The organism is Mesorhizobium sp. M0772, from assembly GCF_040320135.1.
In the GTDB taxonomy this organism is placed as follows: Bacteria; Pseudomonadota; Alphaproteobacteria; order Rhizobiales; family Rhizobiaceae; genus Mesorhizobium.
In genome coordinates this window covers 146,653-168,654 of record NZ_JAMYPB010000007.1, presented here as the reverse complement: position 1 = coordinate 168,654, position 22,002 = coordinate 146,653, and the positions used below count along the sequence as shown (strand labels likewise).

The 22,002-nt window shown below is 63.0% G+C and carries 20 protein-coding genes; 11 read left to right on the top strand and 9 right to left on the bottom strand.

Features of this window, described 5'->3' with window-relative positions; translation table 11 throughout:
- Positions 1–93: 93 nt before the first annotated feature.
- Positions 94–1,626 carry an alkaline phosphatase family protein gene (locus NKI06_RS07265; protein WP_352984648.1) on the bottom strand — a complete coding sequence of 511 codons (1,533 nt, stop codon included), beginning with the start codon at positions 1,624–1,626 and terminating at the stop codon, positions 94–96.
- 217 nt (positions 1,627–1,843) lie between these two features.
- Here NKI06_RS07265 and NKI06_RS07260 point away from each other — a divergent pair, with 217 nt between their 5' ends.
- From NKI06_RS07260 to NKI06_RS07245, 4 genes are all read left to right on the top strand, one after another.
- A complete protein-coding gene (locus NKI06_RS07260; protein WP_352984646.1) occupies positions 1,844–2,776 on the top strand; it encodes a VOC family protein in 933 nt (310 codons plus the stop codon).
- A 4-nt stretch (positions 2,777–2,780) separates the two neighbouring features.
- A complete protein-coding gene (locus NKI06_RS07255; protein WP_023734636.1) occupies positions 2,781–3,413 on the top strand; it encodes an alpha/beta hydrolase in 633 nt (210 codons plus the stop codon).
- Complete coding sequence (locus tag NKI06_RS07250; RefSeq protein WP_023683956.1) at positions 3,406–3,705, top strand: GNAT family N-acetyltransferase; 300 nt, start codon at positions 3,406–3,408, stop codon at positions 3,703–3,705. Before NKI06_RS07255 ends, NKI06_RS07250 begins: the two co-directional genes overlap by 8 nt.
- Positions 3,706–3,954: 249 nt before the next feature.
- Positions 3,955–5,013 carry a dipeptidase gene (locus NKI06_RS07245; protein WP_352984643.1) on the top strand — a complete coding sequence of 353 codons (1,059 nt, stop codon included), beginning with the start codon at positions 3,955–3,957 and terminating at the stop codon, positions 5,011–5,013.
- Between the two features lie 3 nt (positions 5,014–5,016).
- Here the strand turns inward: NKI06_RS07245 and NKI06_RS07240 are convergent, their stop codons facing one another.
- From NKI06_RS07240 to NKI06_RS07225, 4 genes are read right to left on the bottom strand one after another with little or no spacing between them, the layout of a single operon-like run.
- The gene (locus tag NKI06_RS07240) at positions 5,017–5,262 is read right to left on the bottom strand and encodes a hypothetical protein (RefSeq protein ID WP_023670081.1); all 246 of its coding nucleotides are present in this window, start codon (positions 5,260–5,262) and stop codon (positions 5,017–5,019) included.
- A gap of 2 nt (positions 5,263–5,264) precedes the next feature.
- Positions 5,265–6,491 carry an aminomethyl transferase family protein gene (locus tag NKI06_RS07235; protein ID WP_352984641.1) on the bottom strand — a complete coding sequence of 409 codons (1,227 nt, stop codon included), beginning with the start codon at positions 6,489–6,491 and terminating at the stop codon, positions 5,265–5,267.
- Between the two features lie 51 nt (positions 6,492–6,542).
- Positions 6,543–8,108, bottom strand: coding sequence for a phytoene desaturase family protein (locus NKI06_RS07230; RefSeq protein ID WP_352984639.1), 1,566 nt, complete (start codon positions 8,106–8,108; stop codon positions 6,543–6,545).
- Complete coding sequence (locus tag NKI06_RS07225) at positions 8,095–9,714, bottom strand: phytoene desaturase family protein (RefSeq protein WP_352984637.1); 1,620 nt, start codon at positions 9,712–9,714, stop codon at positions 8,095–8,097. Before NKI06_RS07225 ends, NKI06_RS07230 begins: the two co-directional genes overlap by 14 nt.
- A gap of 202 nt (positions 9,715–9,916) precedes the next feature.
- Here NKI06_RS07225 and NKI06_RS07220 point away from each other — a divergent pair, with 202 nt between their 5' ends.
- From NKI06_RS07220 to NKI06_RS07200, 5 genes are all read left to right on the top strand, one after another.
- On the top strand, positions 9,917–10,717 hold the full coding sequence (locus NKI06_RS07220; RefSeq protein WP_352984635.1) for a class I SAM-dependent methyltransferase: 801 nt from the start codon (positions 9,917–9,919) through the stop codon (positions 10,715–10,717).
- 27 nt (positions 10,718–10,744) lie between these two features.
- Positions 10,745–11,407 carry a transcriptional regulator BetI gene (gene betI / locus NKI06_RS07215; protein ID WP_352984633.1) on the top strand — a complete coding sequence of 221 codons (663 nt, stop codon included), beginning with the start codon at positions 10,745–10,747 and terminating at the stop codon, positions 11,405–11,407.
- Between the two features lie 53 nt (positions 11,408–11,460).
- Entirely contained in the window at positions 11,461–12,543 is a 1,083-nt protein-coding gene (locus NKI06_RS07210) for an ABC transporter substrate-binding protein (RefSeq protein WP_352768217.1), read from the top strand.
- Positions 12,544–12,659: 116 nt separating this feature from the next.
- On the top strand, positions 12,660–13,736 hold the full coding sequence (locus NKI06_RS07205; protein WP_352533886.1) for an extracellular solute-binding protein: 1,077 nt from the start codon (positions 12,660–12,662) through the stop codon (positions 13,734–13,736).
- Complete coding sequence (locus NKI06_RS07200) at positions 13,733–15,028, top strand: flavin monoamine oxidase family protein (protein WP_352984631.1); 1,296 nt, start codon at positions 13,733–13,735, stop codon at positions 15,026–15,028. Before NKI06_RS07205 ends, NKI06_RS07200 begins: the two co-directional genes overlap by 4 nt.
- 40 nt (positions 15,029–15,068) lie before the next feature.
- On the opposite strand, the gene NKI06_RS07195 is transcribed toward NKI06_RS07200, so the two are convergent.
- The 3 genes from NKI06_RS07195 to NKI06_RS07185 form a co-directional block, all read right to left on the bottom strand.
- Complete coding sequence (locus tag NKI06_RS07195; protein ID WP_352498127.1) at positions 15,069–16,142, bottom strand: ABC transporter ATP-binding protein; 1,074 nt, start codon at positions 16,140–16,142, stop codon at positions 15,069–15,071.
- 91 nt (positions 16,143–16,233) lie between these two features.
- Positions 16,234–17,058 (bottom strand): ABC transporter permease, encoded by an 825-nt coding sequence (locus NKI06_RS07190; RefSeq protein WP_023670071.1) that lies wholly within the window; start codon positions 17,056–17,058, stop codon positions 16,234–16,236.
- The gene (locus tag NKI06_RS07185) at positions 17,055–17,972 is read right to left on the bottom strand and encodes an ABC transporter permease (RefSeq protein WP_023816431.1); all 918 of its coding nucleotides are present in this window, start codon (positions 17,970–17,972) and stop codon (positions 17,055–17,057) included. Before NKI06_RS07185 ends, NKI06_RS07190 begins: the two co-directional genes overlap by 4 nt.
- A gap of 292 nt (positions 17,973–18,264) precedes the next feature.
- On the opposite strand from NKI06_RS07185, the gene NKI06_RS07180 reads away from it, so the two are divergent.
- Positions 18,265–19,677, top strand: a complete 1,413-nt coding sequence (locus NKI06_RS07180; RefSeq protein WP_023670068.1) for an aminotransferase — start codon at positions 18,265–18,267, stop codon at positions 19,675–19,677.
- Between the two features lie 15 nt (positions 19,678–19,692).
- On the opposite strand, the gene NKI06_RS07175 is transcribed toward NKI06_RS07180, so the two are convergent.
- A complete protein-coding gene (locus NKI06_RS07175) occupies positions 19,693–20,895 on the bottom strand; it encodes an aromatic ring-hydroxylating oxygenase subunit alpha (RefSeq protein ID WP_023696407.1) in 1,203 nt (400 codons plus the stop codon).
- Positions 20,896–21,397: 502 nt separating this feature from the next.
- Here NKI06_RS07175 and NKI06_RS07170 point away from each other — a divergent pair.
- Positions 21,398–21,778 carry a hypothetical protein gene (locus NKI06_RS07170; RefSeq protein ID WP_023670066.1) on the top strand — a complete coding sequence of 127 codons (381 nt, stop codon included), beginning with the start codon at positions 21,398–21,400 and terminating at the stop codon, positions 21,776–21,778.
- Positions 21,779–22,002 lie beyond the last annotated feature (224 nt).

Below are 22,002 nucleotides of genomic sequence, written 5' to 3'. Positions count from 1 at the left end.
GGCAGTAGGCGAAAAACCAAGCGACTAGGCATCAGGCCGCCGGAAACATTCTGCTGCCTGCTGCCTGCTGCCTACTGCCTACTGCCTGCCCACCTACCCCACCACCCCCTGGCCCGTCAGCTCTGCAAGCGCCAGCGACTGGTCGAGATGCTCGGCGCGCCAGGCAAGCAGCCGCTCGGCAAATTCAAGCCGCACGCTGAGATAGGCCGGGTCGGCGGCAACGTTGGCCAGTTCGCCCGGATCCTTCTCCATGTCGAAGAGCAGCGGCGGCAGGCCGCCGCCGAAATGCACGTATTTGAATTTTTCCGTACGGATGACGGCGAGGTTGCACTGGCGCGAGCCGATGCCGAAATGCCGTTCGGCCTCACCGCTGGCAATCGAGCGGAAGTCGAACTCCCAATGCGCCGCGTCGCGCCAATCCTTAGGCGGTTCATCTTGCAGGAACGGTTTTAGCGAGCGGCCGTCGAGATGCAGCTGGGCGTCGGCGTCAAGCAGATCGAGCAAAGTCGGAAAGATGTCGACTGCCTCGGTGAAGTGGTTGACGATCGAGCCGGCTGCATTGCCGCGTCGTGGGTCGCGCACGATCAATGGGATGTGATAGCTGCCGTCGAAGAAGCCGCCTTTGCCCAGCATGAAATGGTCGCCCATCATCTCGGCGTGATCCGAAGTCAGCACGATGATGGTGTCATCCCATGCATTCGCCTTCTTGACCGCTTGCCAGATGCGGCCAAGCTGCGCGTCGACCTCCGAGATCATGCCGTAATAGATCGCGCGGATGGCCCGGATGTTGTCCTCGCCCCAGTCGCGCACGTGGCCGTCGGTGCCGGGGCGGAAGCTTCTCCGCTTCTGGCGACCAAGGTCGTAAGCCAGATAGGGATGGCTCTCAGCTTCCACCTGCCAACTTTCCTGGCGGCGGAAGGGAGGACCATCGGCTGGATCATACAGAGTGTTGTAGGGCTGCGGTACGACAAAGGGCGGATGCGGGCTGATGAAGGAGACATGCGCGAACCATGGCGCATCCTGTTCGTCTAGCCAGCGAATGAATTCGCCGGCAAGAAAAGCGGTCGGCGTCTCGTCCCTGGAATAGACAGGCGGCGCGCTGGTCACGGCGTCGCCCGCTTCCCCGCCCACGGGGCGGTGAATGCCGGGAGAGCCCGCGCTGGTGTCGACGCCACGTGCCTTCAGCCACGACAGCCATGGCTTCTGATGCTCAGGCAGGAACTGGCGCACGCTGAAGCCGGGCAGCACGCCCTCATAGCTTTTCAGCCGGGGATCGCCCGGCGCCATCGTGCGTGGATCGGGCGAGACGTCGGTGTAGCCGAACAAAGTCGGATCATAGCCGAGGGCGCGGGCCGATAGCGCCATGTTGCCGTGGCGGGCGTCGAGCGGCGTGCCGTTGCGGCAGACGCGATTGTTCATCTGGTAGAGGCCGGTGTAGAGGCACGCGCGGGCCGGCGAGCAGGGCGCCGCGCCGCCGTAATGCCGCATGAAAAGGACGCCTTCGGCGGCGAGCGCATCGGCATTCGGCGTCTTCACCACGGCATGGCCGGCAGCCGACAGGCAATCGCCCCGCCATTGGTCGCAGGAGATCAATAGGATGTTCGGGCGTCTGCTTTTCGCGGCCAATGCTCTATCCTGTCACGTCGGGAAGACGTTCAATGAACCGGAATTTGGCGGCAGCGCAAGCCTGTCAGTCTTGCTTAAATGGTGAACGAAAATTTCCTGCTGTTCACTATTGGGATACAGTCCATTCTGAGTTTGCCGCCTTTGCCATTGCCAGGCGGCCACTCATATAGGCGTGGACAGCGGCAAGAGCCGCAAACCGAAGGGAAGGAGCAAGACAATGCTCGACCAGATCAAGGGCCTGCATCACGTGACGTCGATGGCCGGCGATGCGCGCCAGAACAATAATTTCTTCACGCACAAGCTCGGCCTGCGCCGGGTCAAGAAGACCGTCAACTTCGACGCGCCAGATGTCTATCACCTCTATTATGGTGACGAGCACGGTACGCCCGGCTCGGTGATGACCTATTTTCCGTTCCCGGACATTGCCAAGGGCCGCCATGGCGTCGGGGAAGTCGGTACCACGGCCTATTCGGTGCCGGCCGGCACGCTCGGCTATTGGGAAAAGCGCTTCGCCGATGAAGGCGTTGCGGGTGTCTCCCGCGAAGAGACGTTCGGCGAGAAGCGGCTGGCCTTCGCCGGTCCCGACGGCGACGGTTTCGCGCTGGTCGAAGACAAGGCGGACAGCCGCGCGCCATGGTTGAAAGGCGGCATTCCCGCTGATGAGGCGATACGCGGCTTCCACTCGGTCTCGCTCAGATTGAAGGATGGTGGCGCCACGGAAGAGCTGTTGAAGTTCATGGGCTATGAGCAAGTGGACAAGTCCGGCAGTGTCAGCCGGCTCGCCATCAAGAACGGCAACGGCGCTGATGTCGTAGATATCGAATCGCTGCCTACCGCGGGCTTTGCCAATCTCGGCGCCGGCTCGGTCCACCATGTCGCCTTCGCGGTGGAGAACCGCGCCCAGCAACTCGAAGTGCGCAAGGCGCTGATCGATACGGGTTATGGCGTAACGCCGGTGATCGACCGCGACTATTTCTGGGCGATCTACTTCCGAACGCCGGGCGGCGTGCTGTTCGAAGTCGCTACCAATGAGCCGGGCTTCGACCGCGACGAGGACACCGCCCATCTCGGCGAAGCCCTGAAACTGCCGACGCAGCACCAGCATCTGCGGCCCTATCTTGAAGAGCATCTGCAGAAGCTGGAAGGCTGAGACGATGAGCAAGGAAGCTTACATCCATAAGGCGCTGCCGGGTTCGCCCGGCGGCCCGCTGCTCTTCGTCTTTCACGGCACCGGCGCGGACGAGAGCCAGCTGCTGTCGCTCGGGCGCGACCTCGCGCCACAGGCGACGATCGTATCGCCGCGCGGCGATGTTTCCGAGCATGGTGCGGCGCGTTTCTTCCGCCGCACCGGCGAGGGCGTCTACGATATGGACGACCTCGCGCGGGCGACCGCCAAGATGGCCGGTTTCATCAAGGCGCAGGTGATAGCGGCAAGGCCATCTTCGGTCTTGGGTCTCGGCTATTCCAACGGCGCCAACATCCTGGCGTCCGTAATGTTCGCCGCGCCCGAGCTGTTCGATGCGGCGGTGCTGATGCACCCGCTGATCCCGTTCGAACCGCAGGTGCAGGGCAGCCTTGCCGGACGCCGCATCCTAGTCACCGCCGGCAAGCGCGACCCGATCTGCCCGCCCAACCTGACATCCCGGCTGGAGGCCTATTTGCGCGCCGATGGCGCCGATGTCACAGTGGAGTGGCACGATGGCGGCCACGAAATTCGACCAAACGAGATCGAAGCGGCGAGGCGGCTTTTTGCCGATGCGCCGGTTGAAGGAGCAAGCGATGCCTGACGAATTGCCTGAGATCGAACTCGAGGACCGCGGCTCGAAGGGACGTTATGTCCTGCGCGGGCCCGGTGGCGCCGAGGCGGAAATGACCTTCACCAAGGTCGGCGAGCACCAGATCATCATCGATCACACCGAAGTGCCGGACGTGTTTCGCGGCCAGGGCGCCGGCCTTCGGCTTGTCACACGCGCCGTCGAGGACGCGCGGGCAGTGGGCAAGAAGATCATCCCGCTCTGCCCCTTCGCCAACGCCCAGTTCCGCCGCCATCCGGAATGGGCGGATGTGCTGAAGCAATAGACCTTTTTCCCTTCTCCCCTTGTGGGGTGAGCAGCCGGTTCGCGGCAGGCGAATTCATCGTGCCGGTGGCATGATGAAAGGCCGGCGAACGCCGGGACGCTGCGAAGCAGCGGGGACCGGCAGGTGGTCGGAGTCGCTCAGCCACAAGAGCGAACGCCTCTCTGGCATTTGCGCAGTTCGGCCTTCTTGCCTAAGTACACAGTTCGCTGCGGTTCGTCCGCTCCTGCCAACTGACCGAATGGCTTCCTGATGACCGAATCCGATCTCGTCCCCGTCTTCGACGGCCACAACGACACGCTGCTGCGACTGTACCAGTCGAAAGACACCGACGTCGAAAAGCTGTTCATCGAGGGGACGCAGGGCGGTCATATAGATCTGCCGCGCGCCAAGAAGGGCGGCTTTGCCGGCGGCATGTTCGCGATCTTTCCACCGCCGGTCGAGAAGAGCAAACGCTCTGCGGTGCCGCCGGCGCCGAGCGACAATGAGCCGTTGCCGCCGGAACTGCCGCGCGCTGATGCGCTCAATTCCACCATCGGCATGGCCTCGATCCTGTTTCGGCTGGAGCGAGCGGGGGCGCTGACCGTCTGCCGCAGTGCCGGTGACATTCGCGAGGCGATGGCGAAAGGTTCGATCGCGGCGGTGTTTCATATTGAAGGCGTCGAGGCGATCGATCCCGAACTTACCTTGCTCGACGTGCTCTACGAAGCCGGCCTGCGCTCGCTCGGCATTGTCTGGAGCCGCCCCAACGCCTTCGGCCACGGCGTCCCGTTCCGCTTTCCGTCGTCGCCCGATACCGGACCGGGGCTGACCGATGCCGGCAAGGCGCTGATCAAGGCCTGCAATCAGCTCAAGATCATGGTCGACCTGTCGCATCTCAACGAAAAGGGCTTTCGCGATGTCGCCGCACTCAGCGATGCGCCGCTGGTCGCCACCCATTCGAACGTGCATGCGCTGTGCACCCATTCGCGCAACCTGACGGACTGGCAGCTCGGCGCTATCCGCGAGACCGGCGGCATGGTCGGGCTCAACTTCGCCACCGGCTTCCTGCGCGAAGACGGACGGATGAACTCGGACACCAGCCTCGGCATCATGGTGCGCCATGTCGACTCGCTGCTGCAGGCGCTGGGCGAGGACGGCGTCGGTCTCGGCTCCGATTTCGACGGCGCCATGATCCCGGCGGTCATCGGCGACGTTGCCGGTCTGCCGAAGCTGATAGATGCGCTGGCCGCGCGCGGATTCGGACGCGCGTTGATCGAGAAGATCGCCTATCGCAACTGGCTGAGCGTTCTCGAAAGAACCATAGGCTGAGGCTTAAGCGCCCATGCGCTTCAGCCAATCCTGGCCGCCGCGATCCCTGATCATCGGCAGCGGGTTCTCCCAGTCCAGCCGCGCGCAGATGCGGTAGACTTCGAGCGTCTCGGCGCTCATTTCGCCGCGCTTGTAGAAGTACATGGCGGCGGCATAGCGGGCGCGACCCGACCATTTTTCGCCGAGCGGCGTGTTGACCAGCTGCCACTGTTCGGCGGCTTCCGCCTCATCATCCGGTTCGTTGGCCATGATCAGAAATCCGCCGGCGGATTGGCGGTGCGGCGGTCGAGCTTGATGAAGGGACGGGCCACCACCTTGGCCCGCTTCATCAGCTTCTGGTACTGCAACTCGCGCATTGCGTAGATCTCGACCCAGAGGTCTTCGACCATCCTATCACCATAGGGACGCGTCAGCGAGGCGATGGCGATATTGCGCTTGGCCATCGGCGACCAGATGGCGGCGCTGACCAGCCCGACCTCCTGATGCTTCTTGTGATAGACGATGGCGTGTTCGGCCGGGATGTTGCCTTCGATCTGCAGCCCGACCAGCACATGGCGCAGCTTGCGTTTGGCGCGCGCTTCGAGCATGGCGCGGCGGCCATTGAAATGGCCTTTTCCCAAATCGACCATAAAGCCGAGCCCGATCTCGTCCGGCCTGCGCAGACGGTCGGCGCGAATGGCATGCTCGGCGGTGGTGAAGTCGGCATTGGCGACGATGAGGCCGGCTTCCAGCCGGGCGCGGTTGAGGGCGGCGTAGCCGATGGCGCGGATGCCGCGCAGTTCGCCTGCCGTCATCAGGCGGTCCCAGAGGCTGAGCGCTTTTTCGGCCGGCACGAACAGTTCGTAGCCGAGATCGCCGGTGAAGCCGGTGCGCGAGATGGTGACGGTGCTACCGTCATGCGGGAACTCGGCGAGATCGAACACTTTGAGTTTTTCAACGCCGGCGAAACCCGCCTCGCGCAGCACGGCGAAGGAGGTTGGGCCTTGCAGCGCGAGACCAGCGACGCTTTCAGTCTCTTCCTCGACGGTCACTTCGAAACCGATGGCGCTGTCGAGCAGCCAGGGCAGGTGCCGCTCCTGCGAACACAGGCGGAAGCGGGTCGGCGACAGCCGGAACAGCGTGCCGTCATCGAGGACGAAACTCTCGTCGTCGCACCATGCGGTGTAGTGGACGCGGCCGGGTTTCAGCTTGGTGACATCGCGCAAGGTGACGCGGTTGAGGAAGGCTTCGGCATCCGGACCCTCGATGCGGTATTTCGTCATCGGCGAGATGTCGAACAAAGCCGCCTGGCTGCGAATGGCGAAATATTCGAGTTCCTCGTCCCACAGCGAATGCGGCGCGCGATAGCCGGCCCAATTGTACCAGTCCTGGGTTCTGGCCAGCGCATCAATGCGCGGCTGGAACGGCGTGCCGAGACGCAGTGTGCGGAAATGCGACTGCGCTGTGGTGCGGGCGGCGTTGTTGACCGGACTCGTCATGACGGCATTCCTTCGCCGTAGAGTGCGGCGTTGACTGGCTGAAACATCCGATCATCCCTTCATCGCTATGATGCGCCGCGCCGCATTCAAACCGGGAGCACCCGAAACGCCGCCGCCCGGATGCGAACCGGCGCCGGCCAGGAACAGCCCGTCGACCGGCGTGTTGTAGCCCGACCAGCCGGAGAACGGCCTCGACATCAGCATCTGGTCGGCCTGCAATTCGCCGTGGTGCCACTGGCCGCCCGGCATGCGGTAGTTGGCTTCGATATCGGCTGGCGTCAAAAGCTCGGCATGCAGCACGGACTTGCCGATACCGGGGGCGTACGCTTCGAGCTGCGCCATAACAGCCTTGAGGAATTTCGGCTTGCCGGCATCCCAACCCTCTTTCAGCGCATAAGGCGCGTATTGCACGATCGCCGACAGCACGCAGGCGCCGCTTGGCGCGAGCGAGGGGTCGGAGAGCGAGGGCAGTGTGATCTCCATCACCGGTTCGGCTGAGAACTCGCCATATTTCGACGGGTTGAAGGCGCGCTCGACATGGTCGGGCGAGGGCGCGATAACCAGACGGCCCTTGTGATTATCGGCGTCGACGCCGGAAAATTGCGGTGGCCGATCGAGCGCCAGATGGAGCTTCGCCGCGTCGCCCCTCATGCGGATGTTCTTTACCTTGCGCACGAAACCCGTGTCGATCTCGCGCGGGCCGACGAGATCGAGCATTGTGGTCGCCGGGTTGATGGCGGAAACGATCGTTCTGGCGTGCAGCACCTCGCCGCCGTCGAGGGTCACGCCGAGGGCGCGGCCTTTCTCGACGACTATCCTGGCCGCGGGCGCTGCCGTGCGGACGGTGACGCCGGCTTTCTCCGCCGCCGCGCGGATCGTGGCGACGACTGCGCCCATCCCACCTTTCGGCAGCATCTGCGCGCCGGTTTTGCCGCCGGTCTCGCCGGCCAGCCGATAGTAGAGGCCGAGCAGGGAGGTCGGCGAACGCGGGCCGAGGTGGCTACCAAGCGTGGCGTCGAAGGCAAGCAGGCCCTTCAGCCTGATATCGGCAAGCTGCTCGTCGAGCAGGTCGGCGACGTTCATCAGGAGAACGCGCAGGAAGTCGCGCATGTCTTCCTTGCCGAGCTTTTTCAGCGCCACGGCCGTCTGGCCGAGCGCTGCGGTTTCAAGCAGCGACATGCCACCGAGATCGGGCGGGCGCCGCGACAGGAACGGTTTCAGGATGCCGGCATAGCGCATGAGTTGCGCGCGCAATTCCTTCCAGGCGGACTGCTCGGACGGAGTGGAGCCGGTCAGCACTTCGCCATAGGCGCCATGCAGGACAAGCGGCGGGCCGTCCTTCGCCAAGGCGACTGACGGCATGAAGTCTGTACGGGTGACCTGCAGCCCGTGTTTCTCCAGCTCCAATGTCTTCACCACGTCGGGGTGCAGGCGGTTCAGCACATGCGCGATCGAGGAGACCCGAAAACCCGGCGCAAACTCTTCGGTGCGCGCCGCGCCGCCGACATCGCCGGCCGCTTCCAGCACCAGCACCTTGCGGCCGGCTTTCGCTAGAGTGGCGGCAGCGACAAGGCCGTTGTGGCCACCGCCAATGATAATGGCATCAAATGACGTCATGGGCCGGGCTCATATGGGAGGTCGATTTGGCGAGGTCGCGCAGGATCTCGGCTGCCGCATTGCGGCCGGGTGCGCCCATGACGCCGCCGCCGGGATGGGTCGAGGAGCCGCACATATAGAGCCCGCCGACCGGCGAGCGGTATTGTGCGTAGCCCGGCACCGGCCGGTTGAACAGCAACTGGTCGAAGGTCAGCTCGCCCTGAAAGATGTTGCCTTCGGTGAGGCCGACCTCGGCTTCGATCTCGCGCGGCGTGCGAACCTCCATGTGAACGATGCGGTCGCGGAAGCCCGGCGAGTATTCCGCGATCTGCGCGACCACGCTTTCGGCGAAGCCGTCGCGGTCGGTATCGGTCCAGTCGCGGCCGTTCACCTTGGGCGGCGCGTACTGCACGAAGCAGCTCATGAAATGCTTGCCCGGCGGCGCCATGGTCGGGTCGAGCGTCGTTGGGATGACCATGTCGAGGAATGGGTCGGCCGACCAGCGACCGGCCTTCCAGTCGTCATAGGCGCGCTCCATGCGCTCCATGGAATCGGTGAAATGCATGTCGCCGCGATAAACGGGCGAATCCTTCGGCAGTGCCGGGAAATCGGGTAGCGAATCCAGCGCGATGTTGACCTTGCCGGACGAGCCGCGGACCTTGAAGTTCCTGACCCGACGCAGGAAAATGTCGGGCAGTTCCTTCTCCTCGACCAGTTTCAGGAATGTGCGTTTGACGTCGGCGTTGGAGACGACGAGCTTGCCGTAGACCTCCTCGCCGCCGGCCAGCACCACGCCCTTGGCCTTGCCTCGGCTCACCAGCACATGGTCGACCTCGGCGCCGGTACGGATGGTGCCGCCGGACCCCTCGAAGGAAGCGGCGAGCGCCTTGGTGACAGCGCCCATGCCGCCGCGCGCATAGCCCCAGGCGCCGACCGAGCCGTCGACCTCGCCCATATAGTGGTGCAGCAGCACGTAGGCCGTGCCGGGCGACATCGGCCCGAGCGCGGTACCGATGATGCCGGACAAAGCGAAGTTCGCCTTGATGACATCGGTCTCAAAATATTCGTCGAGGAATTCCGAGATCGACATGGTCCAGAAGCGCAGCGTCAGCGCCATTTCTTCTGATGACAGGCCGGCGAATTTCTTGCCGAGATAGAGAAGCTCTCCGAGGTCACGCGGCTTGAGACTGGTCGGGTCCGGTGCGGTGCGCATCAGCAGCGGCTGGATGAAGCGGCACTGCCGCGTCACGTCGCGCGAATAACGGTCATAGGCCTCGGCGTCGCGCCTGGAGAAGCGGGCAAATTCGCGCCGGTGCGCATCGTGGTCACGGTAGTTGGCGAGGTAGTCGCCATCGCGCGTGAACACGGCGCCGCCCTCATAGGAAATCACCTGCAAGCCGAAACGCGGCAGTTCGAGGTCGCGCATGATCTCGGGGCGAAACAGCGAGCAAACATATGAGCAGTTGGAGTAGAGGAAGCCCGGCGTCAGCTCGCGGCTGGTAGCGGCGCCGCCGACCCAGTCGTTCTTTTCCACCACCAGCACGTCGAGCCCGGCGCGTTGCAAATAGCAGGCGTTGACCAGACCGTTGTGCCCGCCGCCGATGACGATCGCATCCCAAGCTTTCATTCGCGCCCAGCCTTCATGGTGCTCGACCCTTCATTTTTCGCGTGATTTGTCGCCGAATGCGCGGAATTTGGCACGGCAGCGGCTATTCTGTCCAGCCGTTCTGAATGAATGTTCAACAAATTATATTGCGTTTTCCTGTTAATACGCTACGCTTTGCCGGCATTCGAACCTGCGCAATTCGGCTGATGGGACTTAAGGTCTGATGATCGAAACGGCAGATGGCGAGCCGGAATATGACGACGCCTCGATCCGCTTCCTCGAGGCGCTGTGGGGCGAGGGTTATCTGTCGCCGGGCGGACCAGACGAGGTCGACCGGGTGGTGGAAGGGCTGTCGCTCAACGGCAAGACGATCCTCGACATCGGCTGCGGCTGCGGCGGGATCGCGCTGCATCTGGTCGAGCGCCACGGTGCCGCTCATGCCACCGGCTTTGACATCGAGCGGCCGGTGATCGAGGCGGCCAGAAAGCATGCCGCTGCGCGAGGGCTTTCAGACCGCGCCAGCTTCGTCCAGGCGCCGCCGGGGCCGCTGCCTTTTGCCGACGCTTCGTTCGATGTCGTCTTCTCCAAGGATGCGCTGGTGCACGTGCCCGACAAGGACGCGCTGTTTGCCGAAATCTTTCGCGTGCTGAAGCCGGGCGGCGTCCTTGCCGCCTCCGACTGGCTGATCGGCCATGACGGCGAGCCGTCATCTGAGATGAAGGCCTATGTCGCGGCCGAAGGCCTGTCCTTCGCCATGGCCTCGCCGGCACGCTATGCGCAAGCGATGCGCAGCGCCGGCTTTGCCGATGTCACTGTGAAGGACCGCAATTCTTGGTATCGCGAGGTCGCACGCGGCGAGCTGGAAAGGCTGAAAGGCCCGCTCTACCAGACGGCGGCAGTCGCGGTCGGAGCGGCCTATGTCGACAAGAACATACGAACCTGGGAGGCCATGCAGAAGGTGCTTGACAGTGGCGAGCACCGTCCCACTCATCTTCGCGGGTGGAAGCCGGCTGTGGTGGGATAGCCGGCAATGTGGAGCATGACGGCACCGATGAAAGCTGCGCGCGAAGAGCGATCCTCCGACACGTCTGGAAAAACCGAGCCGGAAAAACGCGGCCGCAAGGCGTCGAAGGAGGTCAGGCAACAGCAGCTGATCGAAGCGACCATCGATTCGCTGGCCAAGCGCGGTTATTCGGAAACGACGATGGCCGATGTCGCTGACGGCGCCGGCCTGTCGCGCGGCATCGTCAACTTCCATTTCGAGAGCAAGGAGAAGCTGCTCGTCGCCACGCTGGCCTATATGGCCGACGAATATGCGGCGCATTGGCGCGTCGCGCTGACCAAGGCCGGCGAGGATCCAGCCCGGCAGCTGCGGGCGCTGGTCGCCGCCGATTTCGACCGTTCGATCTGCAACAAGCGCAAGCTCGCGGCGTGGTGCGCGTTCTGGGGCGAGGCCAAGTCGCGGCCGACCTACCAGGCGCTGTGCGGCGCGCGCGACGCGGCCTACCAGAAGATCTTCATCGACCTCTGTGCCACGCTCAAGCAGGGCGGTGGTTACGCCTATGAGCCGCAGGTCATGGCGCTCGCGCTCAGCGCCATGCTGGAGGGCTTGTGGCTGCGGCTGATGATGGGGACCGAGGACGTCACCCGTGAGAGCGCGCTGCAGGCGGCAAACGAATTCCTGTCGGCCGCCTTTCCCAAGCACTACGGATAACCAGAAGCCGGCCAGTCGAGTCGGCAATGCAATGACAAAGAGGATGGAACAGCATGAAAAGAATAACCCGACGCCTGACACTGACATTGGCGCTGACGGCGACGCTGGCTGGTTCGGCCGCGGCGATTGCGGTCGCCGCCGACAAGGACCTGATCGTGTTCGACTGGTCCGGCTATGAGGACCCGAGCTTCCACCCCAAATATGTCGAGAAGAACGGCGACTCGCCGACCTTCGCCTTCTTCGGCGACGAGGACGAAGCCTTCGAGAAAGTGCGCTCCGGTTTCAAGGCCGATCTTGGCCATCCCTGCTCGCAGAGCGTGACAAAGTGGCGTGAGGCGGGGCTGCTGCAGCCGCTCGACACCTCGAAGATCACCGGCTGGAAGGATCTCAATCCCGGCATCATGGCGATGAAGGATCTGGCCACCACTTCGGACGGCAAGGCCTGGTTCATGCCGTGGGACTGGGGCAACACCCAGCTCACCTACAACTCCGACAAGATCGACGCGAAGGATGTGCAGTCGCTGAAGGCCTTCGCCGATCCCAAGTTCAAGGGGCGGGTCTCAATCGGCGACAATGTCGACGACGCCTATGCGCTGGCCAGCCTTGCCATCGGGCTCAAGGACTGGACCAAGATGACGGACGACCAGTTCAAGCAGGCGTCCGACTTCCTGCGCCAGGTGCACAAGAATGTCCGCTCCTACTGGACCGATACCACGGACGTCGTCCAGTTGCTGAGCGGCGGCGAGGTCGATCTCGCCTGGGCATGGAACGATGCCACGGTACAATCCGTCGCTGCCGGTGTGCCGATCAAGTCCAAGAAGGATACGGACGAAGGCATCTCGACCTGGGTCTGCGGCTACGTGCTGTTCAAGGACGCACCCGGCAATGTCGACAAGGCCTATGACTACCTCAACGCGATCAACGATCCCGAGACCGCCAAGGTGCTGGTCAAGGACTGGGGTTATGGCCAGGCCAACGCCAAGGGCATGGCCGGCGTCGACCCGGCGATCCTGAAAGAAAAGGGCTATGACGACGTGCAGAAATTCGTCAACAAGACCCTGTTCCAATCGCCCGTGCCGTCGTCGCTCAAGCTCAAGATGATCGCCGAATTCGAGAAGATCAAGGCAGGCTACTAAAGCTCTGTCCGGCCTCCTCCGTCTGCCTGTCAGTGCGCCGGGCAGACGGTCTCGCCAAGGCCGCTGAAATTCCGTAACGTCGCCCGGCCGCTTTTCGCGATGAGGAGTTTCGCGCCATGAATTCCATGCTTCGCCGCCTCGCCCTTGCCGCTGCTCTTACAGTCGGCGCCGGCGCCGTGCTTGCTTATGCCGAAGGCGGCGGCGACCTCGTCGTGTTCGACTGGTCAGGCTATGAAGATCCGTTGCTGCACCCCGACTACACCGCCAAATACGGCGCCGAGCCGACCTTTGCTTTCTTCGGCGACGAGGAGGAAGCGTTCCAGAAGATGCGCGCCGGCTTCAAGGCCGACATCGCCCACCCCTGCTCGCAAAGCGTGACCAAGTGGCGCGGGGCCGGCATTCTGCAACCGCTCGACACCTCGCGGATCGCCGGCTGGAAGGATCTCAATCCCGGCATCATGGCGATGAAGGATCTCGCCGTCACCGCCGACGGCAAGGCCTGGTTCATGCCGTTCGACTGGGGCAACACTTCGCTGCTCTACCGCACCGACAAGGTCACGGCGGAGGAAGCGCAGTCGCTGAAGATTTTCGCCGATCCCAAATTCAAGGGCCGCGTCACCATCGGCGACAATGTCGATGACGCCTATGCGCTGGCCAGCCTGGTCATCGGCCTCAAGGACTGGACCAAGATGACCGACGCGCAGTTCCAGGAGGCGTCCGCCTTCCTGCGTGACGTCCACAAGAACATCCGCTTTTACTGGACCGACGACACCGACCTCAACCAGGCCTTTACCGGCAATGAGGTCGACCTCGTCTGGGGCTGGAATGAGACCTTCGTGACGCTCAAGGGCCAAGGCATGCCGATCGCCATGAACCGCGACACCAGGGAAGGCATATCCACCTGGGTGTGCGGCTATGTGCTGATGAAGGATGCGCCGGGCAAGCTCGATCAGGCCTATGATTTCCTCAGTGCGGTCAACGCGCATGCCGTGTCCGATTACTTGGTCAAGACCTTCGGCTACGGCCACGGCAACAGCGCCGGGATGGCCGCGATCGACCATCAGGTGCTGAGCGACCGTGGCTTCGACAATCTCGACAAGTTCTTGGACAAGACGCTGTTCCAGCAGCCGGTGCCGCCTGAGCTCAAGCAGCGCATGGTCACGGAATTCGAGAAGATCAAGGCCGGCTATTGAGCGACAGGACTGAAAGAACCGATGTCGTCATCGTCGGCGCCGGTTTCACCGGCCTGTCGGCTGCGCTTGAGCTGAGAAAGGCCGGCATCGATGTCTTGCTGCTCGAAGCACGCGACCGCGTCGGCGGCAGGGTCGAGGCTATTCGCAACGGCCTTGGCGAGCGCATCGACAGCGGCGGCCAGTTTTTCTGCGAAGACATGCCGGAGGTGACGGCGCTGGCCGCGTCCCGTGGCAAGGCCTTCGTCGAAACCTATGTGAATGGCGATTTCATCACCCATCCGTCGCTGTCGGTCGAAGAGGCCGAACGGACCTATCATGGCGCGATGGCAATCCGCGAGCGGATGAATGCGATCGAGCCGGACGATCCCTCGATCGCCGGCATGAGCGCTGCCGCCTGGCTCGAACGCCAGCCTGATCCCACTGACGCCAAGACGGCTTTCCGCTCGATGATCGAAGGCCTGTGGTGCCTGGCGATGGACAAGGTGCCGCTGTGGTACCTCATCGACAATGACCGCCGCATCACCAACGAGGTGCCCGAGCTGCAATATTCGCTGCTCGAAACCATGCAGTCGCTGGCCGAGGACATGGCGGGAGATCTCGGCGACAGGGTTTGGCTGAACGAGCCGGTTACGCGCATCGAGCACGGGCCGCAAGGGGTTCGTGCCGTCTCGGCAAGCAGCGCCATCGAAGCGCGAAAAGTGCTGGTCGCGCTGCCGCCGGCGACGGCCGCGAAGCTGGATTTCGCGCCCGCTCTGCCGCCGGCTCTCGCAAAGGCGCTCGGCGTCTGGGAAAGCGGTGCGGTGATCAAGATCCTGGTGCGCTATCCCACGCCGTTCTGGCGCGAGCGCGACCTGTGCGGCATGGTGATGTGGCGCGACCTGCCGGGCCTGTTCGCCTGTGACGCCAGCAAGGATGCGCAACATGCCGCGCTGGTCGTCTTCGTCGGCGGACCACTGGCGTTGCGTTGGCGTCAGCTCGCGGACGCGGCGCTGCGTGCGGAGGTCACGGCAAGGCTCGTTGATGCCCTTGGCCCGGAGGCGGCCGGCATTATCGATTTCAGCCAGCGCGACTGGATCGATGACCGCTGGAGCGGCGGCGCCTACAGCGACCTAATTGTCGATGTGACGGCACGGGATGCCGAGCGCACGATCCGTGCCGGCGCTGCCCCGGTTCATTTAGCATCGTCGGAACTGTCGCCGTCATTCCCGGGCTATGTCGAAGGCGCCATCGTGATGGGGCGGATCGCAGCCAAACAGATCGCGACGGAACTTAAAATTCTTAGTGGAGCATGATCTTATTCCGAAAATCGGTTCCCACTTTTCGGGATCATGCTCAGTCCGCCATCGCCACCAGGGCCTCGGGATCGTAGCCGAGGCGGACCGAAGTGCCGACGGGGATATCGTCGGCGCCGAAGTCGTTGGTCTCGGTGACCGACAGTGGCTTTTCCAATCCGGGTATCTCGACGATCAGGTGGGTAATCTCGCCAAAATAGTGGCGTTCGACCACCTTGCCGGCCACTTCGAATTTCGCCGTCGCATCGTGCCACAGCACGCGCAATCGCTCCGGCCTGATGCCCAGAGTGGCGCCGCCGCCATTGCGCATGAAGGCCTTCGGCTTGTCGGTCCTGACGCGGCCGAAGCCCAGCGTGTCGACGACCAGCGAGGCGGCATTCTCCTCTATGATCTGCGCTTTTACGAAATTCATGCCGCCGAGGAAATCGGCGACTTGGCGGTTGACCGGCCGCTGGTAGATTTCCTTGGGCGAGGCGACCTGGGCGATCTTGCCGCCGAACATTACGGCGATGCGGTCGGACATAGCGAGCGCCTCATACTGGTCATGGGTGACCAGCACGAAGGTGATGCCGACCGCCTGCTGCAGGCGGCGCAGTTCGACCTGCATCTGCTCGCGCAATTTCTTGTCGAGAGCCGACAGCGGCTCGTCGAGCAGCAGCACCTTGGGCCGCATCACCAAGGCGCGGGCGAGCGCCACGCGCTGGCGCTGGCCGCCGGAAAGCTCGGTGGCGAGGCGTTTGCCGAGGCCGGTGAGCGACACCTGCGCCAGCGCTTCCTCGACGCGGCGCTTTTCTTCCGTTCCTCCCAGCCTGAGCCGTTTCAGCCCATAGGCGACATTCTGCTCGACATTGAGATGCGGGAAGATGGCATAACTCTGGAATACCATGTTGGTCGGCCGGCGGTTGGCCGGGATGCCTTCCATCGACTGGCCGCCGACTGAGATCGAGCCGCTGGTCGGGTTGTCGAAACCGGCAATCATGCGCAGCAGCGTGGTCTTGCCGCAGCCGGAAGGGCCGAGCAGCGAAAAGAACTCGCCCTCCTTGATGGTCAGCGAGGCGTCGTCGAGCGCCTTGAACGCCCCATAGCTGCGGGTAACGCTGCGGATTTCGATCATTGCCCGGTCGGTTTGGGGTCGATCAGATTGGGCCCGCTCGGAATTATCTTGCTTGGATGGCTCATCCTGAGGCCGTTCGGCCCGGGACTGCTCAGGCATAGAGGCCTCCCTCGCTCTGGGTGCGTCTGGCCGCATGGCGGCGCAGGATCTCGGCAACGGTCATCAAAACGAAAGAGGCAACCAGCAGCAGCGTGCCCAGCGCCAACACACCCGGCAGCTTGGCGGCAAAGCGCAACTGGCCCCAGATATAGATCGGCAGCGTCGTCTCGGTGCCGGTCAGGAAGAAAGCGATGACGAACTCGTCGAGCGAGATGGTGAAGCAGACCAGGAGGCTGGAAATGATCGCCGGCGCCACCATCGGTAGCGTCACCCGCCGGAAGGTGCCGAAGGCACTCTCGCCGAGATCGGCGGAGGCTTCTTCGAGGCTGCGGTCAAAGCCCTCGAAACCGGCGGTCAGCACCGTCATCGAATAGGGAATGCAGATCAGGACATGGCCGAGCACGACGGTGAACAGCGACAGGCTCAGGCCTAACTGCAGCATGACCAGCAGCATGGAGATGGCGAGGATGATTTCCGGCAGCACCAGCGGCGCCATGATCAGGCCATTGATTGTGCGGCGGCCGGGATAGCGGTAGCGGGTGATCGAGCGGGCGGCGAGGATGCCGAGCAGCGTCGCCAGCACCGATGCCGAGATACCGACGATCAGGCTGTTCCAGGCGGCGTCAAGCAGCGCCGGCGTCTTCGGCAGGTCTTGGTACCATTTCAGCGTATAGCCGGTGAGAGGAAATTTTGGCGTCGGCGCGGTGTTGATCGAGAAGATCGGCAGGAAGATCACCGGCAGATAGAGAAAGACGACGTAGAGGAAGGCGTAGGCGGACAGCCAGCCGCCGGGAAAAAGGCGCCGCCTCGCCGTCATCGCGCCAGCCTCTGCAGCGCGCGGATGATGAGCACGGTGGCGCCCGCCATCAGCGTCACGACCAGCATGGTGGTCACGGACAATGCCGCGCCGAGTGGCCAGTTGGAGGCCTTATGGAACTGCGACTCGATGGCATTGGCGATCATCACGCCATCCTTGCCGCCGACCAGCTTTGGGGTGACGTAGTCGCCGACGGTGGGGATCATGACGATGAGAGCGGCCGAGATGACGCCCGGCGCCGACAGCGGCAGCGTCACGCGCAGGAAGGAGCGCAGCGGGCCGTCGCCAAGATCGGTGGCAGCCTCGACCAAGGTGCGGTCGACCTTCTCGAGCGAAACGAAGATCGGCAGGATGGCGAAGGCCGCCCAGGCGTGTGTGAGCGTGATGATGACGGCGCTGGAATTGTAGAGTAGCGCGGTCGATGGTTCGTCGATGATGCCGAGGCCCATCAGGCCGGAATTCAGCACGCCATTATAGCCGAGGATGACTTTCCATGACATCACGCGCAGGAGATAGCTGGTCCAGAACGGGATGGTAATCAGGAACAGCCACAGGCTCTTGTGGCGACCGCCATGGAACGAGATGAAATAGGCGATCGGATAGGCGAGGATGACGGTGAAAAAGCTCACCGTCAGGGAAATGTAGAGCGAGCGCCACAGAAGATCGCGGTAGATCGGCTCGGTCAGCGCGATGCGATAGTTCTCCAGCGTGAATGTGTGGTCGATGGTGAGGTAGTTCTGCGTCCAGAAGGAGTGGGCGAAGACCACCAGGATCGGCACCAGCAGCAGGATCAAAGCGTAGACCAAGGTCGGGCTGATCAGGGCAAGGCCCTGGACGGATTCGGACTGCAGAAGGGCGTTTCGCCTTGCTCGCGTCATGCGTCGCGTGGGCACCCCTTCGGCAGCTACCGTCATTGCAGCGACCCGGGCGTGATCTCGGTTGCTGGCTCGAACTGTTCCGCCATGATGCTCCCATTGACCGGGCCGGCTGCCTGTTCCCAATTTTTGCGGAGCGCGCTTTGCTGGTTGCGCTCCAAGCTTGCCGGCTTTCTTTCATCATGAGCGCATCCGTGCATTGAAATCAAGCGCTATTTCTGCAATATTGATTGAACGGACATTCAAAATGAAGTGAAGAAAGCCGGCTTTCCTGCCCTTGGCGCTTCGCTTTCTGTCCGGTGAAATTACGCTCAGACGATGCGAGGCAATGATGGCGGCTGCAAGAGACCTAAGAGCGATGGAAATGGCTGACGGTGGCGATGCGGTCGAGCTGGCCAAGCGCCATCTCATCCAGCCCTGGCCTTATGCCGGCTCGGTCGGCAATGAAGCGCGTGCGCTGATTGGCGAGGGCGATGGCATCTACATCACCGATGTAACAGGCAAGCGACTGATCGACGGGCCGGCCGGCATGTGGTGCATCAATGTCGGCCACCGCCGCGAGGAGCTGGCCAGGGTGATGTACGACCAGGCGATGATGCTGTCCTACAACACGCCCTGGTATACGATGAATGCGCCGTCGGCCGAGCTCGCCAAGCGCCTCGCCGATCATGCGCCGGGCGATCTCAGCCATACCTTCTTCACCACCGGCGGATCGTCGGCTGTCGAGACGGCGCTGCGCTTCATGCAGTTCTACAACAATGTGCGCGGGCGGCCGGAAAAGAAGCTGATCCTCAGCCGCGGCGGCGCCTATCACGGCTCGACCTATCTGTCGGCCTCGCTCAACGGCCGGCCGCGCGACCGCGACTGGATGGACGGCGCCGACGATCTGGTCGTCAAACTGTCCTCGCCAGACCCGTTCCGGCGGCCGAAAGGCATTGACATCGCCGCCTTCTGCGATTTCCTGGTCGATCAGTTTCGCGATACGGTCGCCCGCGTCGGCGCAGAGAAGATCGGTGCTTTCGTCGGCGAACCGGTGCAGGCATCCGGCGGCGTCGTCGTGCCGCCGGATGGCTATCTCAAGCGCATTCGCGAAATCTGCAGGGACAACGATATCCTCTATATCTCCGATGAGGTGGTGACCGGCTTCGGGCGGCTCGGCCATGTCTTTGCCTCCGGCGATGGCTTCGGCATCGACCCCGACATGATCACCTTCGCCAAGGGCGTTACATCAGGCTATTTCCCGCTTGGCGGCGTCATCATCTCGGAGCGGCTGCTTCAGGAAATGCGCCGTTCCAACCATCCCGATGCGATGTTCGGCCATGGCCTGACCTATACCAGTCATCCCATCGGCTGCGCGGTGGCGCTGAAGAACCTCGATATCCTGGAAGACAGCGTGCTGGCCCACACGCGCGATGTCGCGCCCTATTTCCAGGCGCAGTTGAAGACGCTGGAGGAACTGCCGCTGGTTGGCGAAGTCCGCGGCATGGGCCTGATGGGCTGCGTCGAGTGCGTAGCCGACCGCGAAAGCAAGGATCCGCTGCAGCTCGACAAGGATGTCGGCAAGCGCATCGACGCGCATTGCCACGAACTCGGCCTCCTGGTCCGGCCGCTGATCAACATGTGCGTGATGTCGCCGCCGCTGATCATCACGCGAGAGCAGATCGACGACATGGTGGCGATCCTGCGCGAAGGCATTTCGCGGACCATGGATGATCTGCGCAAAGAGGGCGTGTGGCAGGGGTGACTGGCAGTTCCGCCCCTACACCTGCGAGCGCATAGCCTCATTGAGGTTCCACATGTCCTTCTCCTCCGGCGCCGTCTCCAGGCCCAGCACCGGGATCTGCTTGCGCAGATGGTCGTGGTGGGTGCGCACACCGTATTCGAGGTCGGAGAGATAAAAACCCTCGAAGGCCTCCGAGATCATGGACTCGTTTGACCAGACGGAAAGCTGCACGTCCTCGTTCATGGTATCGCGGTCGATGCGGTAGGCGAGATAGCGGGCGGCCGCCTGTTCCCGGGTCTCGTCGGGGTAGCGGTAGATGGCGCCGCGCAGCAGCGTCTCGCCGGTCGACAGCGGGAACTCCTGATAGAACTGCACCGATTCCGGCATGATCGACAGCGCGTTGTTGGGGAAGATGCCGTAATAGATCCAGGCCCTGCGCAGATGCTCCGGCAGGTGTGAGGCATCGGGCGTGAGCTTGATGTATTCGCGCACGCTCCAGCGCCGGCCGGCATGCGGATTGTAGGTGGCAAACGAGCGCGACACGCCGTTGATGAACGGCTCGTCGAAATAGGTCGAGCCGTAGAGATCCTGCAGCGCCGGATGCGCCATGGCGACGTGGTAGCCTTCATTGTCGACGTCGCGCACCGACTTCCAGTTGACCGGCGTTTTCTGTGTCCAGATGCCCCAGGACGGCACCATCTCGGCCACGTTGTAGTGTGCCATCTCGGCCTCGATCGGCTTCAACAGTTCGGCCACCGAAGGCTGCGGGCCGCCCTTGCGAAAGCGGACAAAGATGAAGCCCATCCATATCTCAAGGTCGAGCGGCATCAGGCCGAATTCGGTCTTGTCGAGCTCGGGGAAGGAGCGCGGCCGGGCGGCGCCGCGCAGCGTGCCGTCGAGATTGTAGACCCAGCCATGGAACGGGCAGACCAGCGCGTTCTTGCAGGTGCCCTGGCTGTCGGCGACGACGCGGCTGCCGCGATGCCGGCACATGTTGTTGAAGGCGCGCACGACGCCGTCCTTGCCGCGCACGATGAGCGCCCGCTCGCCGACCACGTCCATAGTCAGATAGTCGCCGGCATTCGGCACGTCGCAGACATGGCCGGCGATCTGCCAATGGTTGCGGAAGACGTATTCCTTCTCAAGTTCGAGAAGCGCGTCGGAGTGATAACTCCAGCCCGGCAGACCCCGCCGGTCCCAATCATTAGGGATCGCCACGTCACGGAGATGCGGGTTCATAAAAAAGCTCTTCTTTTATTGAATACTCATTCAATAAAACCATATTTTACATTGAAATGCAATGGCTTGTAGAAATCTCAACTTTTCAAGTCGGCACAACAGGACCAGCTGAAAGCCAGAAAATCCCGGAATATCCGGGCGTTAACCGGGGGCGTGAAATAGCTGTCCGGCATGCGGATTTGGCCGTGCCGAGCTTGAAAACACGGCCCGCTCCGAGACGAAAATACCTGGCGTCCGCAAATTCGATCCGCAGTGTGAGCTTGTTCATAGTGCGGCCGACAGGAAGCGGGCTTGGTGCGTTCGCGGCCCGCCTGTCGTCAACATTTGATTGCCCGCATGAAACAGCTTCGCAAACGCATCTTGCCGTCGGCACATGACCGGATCTGTCCGGAATGCCCGAATTTTTTGTTTCAAACCTGTTACGCGGGCAAGCCAAGCGCACCATTCGCCCGTTACCAGGCGCGCTTAGGTTCGTTTCATAAGAAAACGAAGGGGAGCAGCAATGCATACGAAAGTCGAGATCACCAGCAACGAACGACGCGCCAAACTGGCACTGCGTCAGCGCGCCAGCGACCATCCGGTTGCGATGTTCTCCATGCTGGGCGCCTGCGCTCTGGCCGTCATGTTCCTGACACCGGCTTCCGGTCCGGCCTTCGCTTCGCTCAACCCGCCGGCCAATGTTGTCCAGGGCGCGCCGACCACCATCAAGACCGCCCGGCTGCCGGAGCCGGAAATCGATTTTGCCTGCCAGGGTCAGGCCTGGGGCGCCGAGAGCGCGGAGTGCCTGCGCGTCATCGCCGCCCAGTCCGGCGTGCACAAGGCGCGTTCCGTCCGCATGATCGCCAACGCAGCGCCGCTGACCACGACACCCAACGTTTTCTGAACCTCCCGAGCGCTTCCTCCCGCGCTCGTTCTTGGCTCCCGCCGCTTCCCTCGGTCGGGAGCCTCTTTTTTAGGGCCTATCGATATTCGGGTGAGGCCGGCCTGCGCATGGAGGTTCCCTGCGCTTCCGGTGCTCGCGTACTTCAAGTACGCTCCGCTCCGGTTCTCGGGAACCACCATTCTCGACTCGGCCTGACCCGAATCTCGATAGACCCTACATGGGTG

What these genes read in the sequence shown, in the direction of transcription:
- NKI06_RS07260 (WP_352984646.1), top strand. Translation starts at nt 1,844, where the DNA reads ATGCTCGACCAGATCAAGGGCCTGCATCACGTGACGTCGATGGCCGGC.
- NKI06_RS07255 (WP_023734636.1), top strand. Translation starts at nt 2,781, where the DNA reads ATGAGCAAGGAAGCTTACATCCATAAGGCGCTGCCGGGTTCGCCCGGC.
- NKI06_RS07250 (WP_023683956.1), top strand. Translation starts at nt 3,406, where the DNA reads ATGCCTGACGAATTGCCTGAGATCGAACTCGAGGACCGCGGCTCGAAG.
- NKI06_RS07245 (WP_352984643.1), top strand. Translation starts at nt 3,955, where the DNA reads ATGACCGAATCCGATCTCGTCCCCGTCTTCGACGGCCACAACGACACG.
- NKI06_RS07240 (WP_023670081.1), bottom strand. Translation starts at nt 5,262, where the DNA reads ATGGCCAACGAACCGGATGATGAGGCGGAAGCCGCCGAACAGTGGCAG.
- NKI06_RS07235 (WP_352984641.1), bottom strand. Translation starts at nt 6,491, where the DNA reads ATGACGAGTCCGGTCAACAACGCCGCCCGCACCACAGCGCAGTCGCAT.
- NKI06_RS07230 (WP_352984639.1), bottom strand. Translation starts at nt 8,108, where the DNA reads ATGACGTCATTTGATGCCATTATCATTGGCGGTGGCCACAACGGCCTT.
- NKI06_RS07225 (WP_352984637.1), bottom strand. Translation starts at nt 9,714, where the DNA reads ATGAAAGCTTGGGATGCGATCGTCATCGGCGGCGGGCACAACGGTCTG.
- NKI06_RS07220 (WP_352984635.1), top strand. Translation starts at nt 9,917, where the DNA reads ATGATCGAAACGGCAGATGGCGAGCCGGAATATGACGACGCCTCGATC.
- betI (WP_352984633.1), top strand. Translation starts at nt 10,745, where the DNA reads ATGAAAGCTGCGCGCGAAGAGCGATCCTCCGACACGTCTGGAAAAACC.
- NKI06_RS07210 (WP_352768217.1), top strand. Translation starts at nt 11,461, where the DNA reads ATGAAAAGAATAACCCGACGCCTGACACTGACATTGGCGCTGACGGCG.
- NKI06_RS07205 (WP_352533886.1), top strand. Translation starts at nt 12,660, where the DNA reads ATGAATTCCATGCTTCGCCGCCTCGCCCTTGCCGCTGCTCTTACAGTC.
- NKI06_RS07195 (WP_352498127.1), bottom strand. Translation starts at nt 16,142, where the DNA reads ATGATCGAAATCCGCAGCGTTACCCGCAGCTATGGGGCGTTCAAGGCG.
- NKI06_RS07190 (WP_023670071.1), bottom strand. Translation starts at nt 17,058, where the DNA reads ATGACGGCGAGGCGGCGCCTTTTTCCCGGCGGCTGGCTGTCCGCCTAC.
- NKI06_RS07185 (WP_023816431.1), bottom strand. Translation starts at nt 17,972, where the DNA reads ATGACGGTAGCTGCCGAAGGGGTGCCCACGCGACGCATGACGCGAGCA.
- NKI06_RS07180 (WP_023670068.1), top strand. Translation starts at nt 18,265, where the DNA reads ATGGCGGCTGCAAGAGACCTAAGAGCGATGGAAATGGCTGACGGTGGC.
- NKI06_RS07175 (WP_023696407.1), bottom strand. Translation starts at nt 20,895, where the DNA reads ATGAACCCGCATCTCCGTGACGTGGCGATCCCTAATGATTGGGACCGG.
- NKI06_RS07170 (WP_023670066.1), top strand. Translation starts at nt 21,398, where the DNA reads ATGCATACGAAAGTCGAGATCACCAGCAACGAACGACGCGCCAAACTG.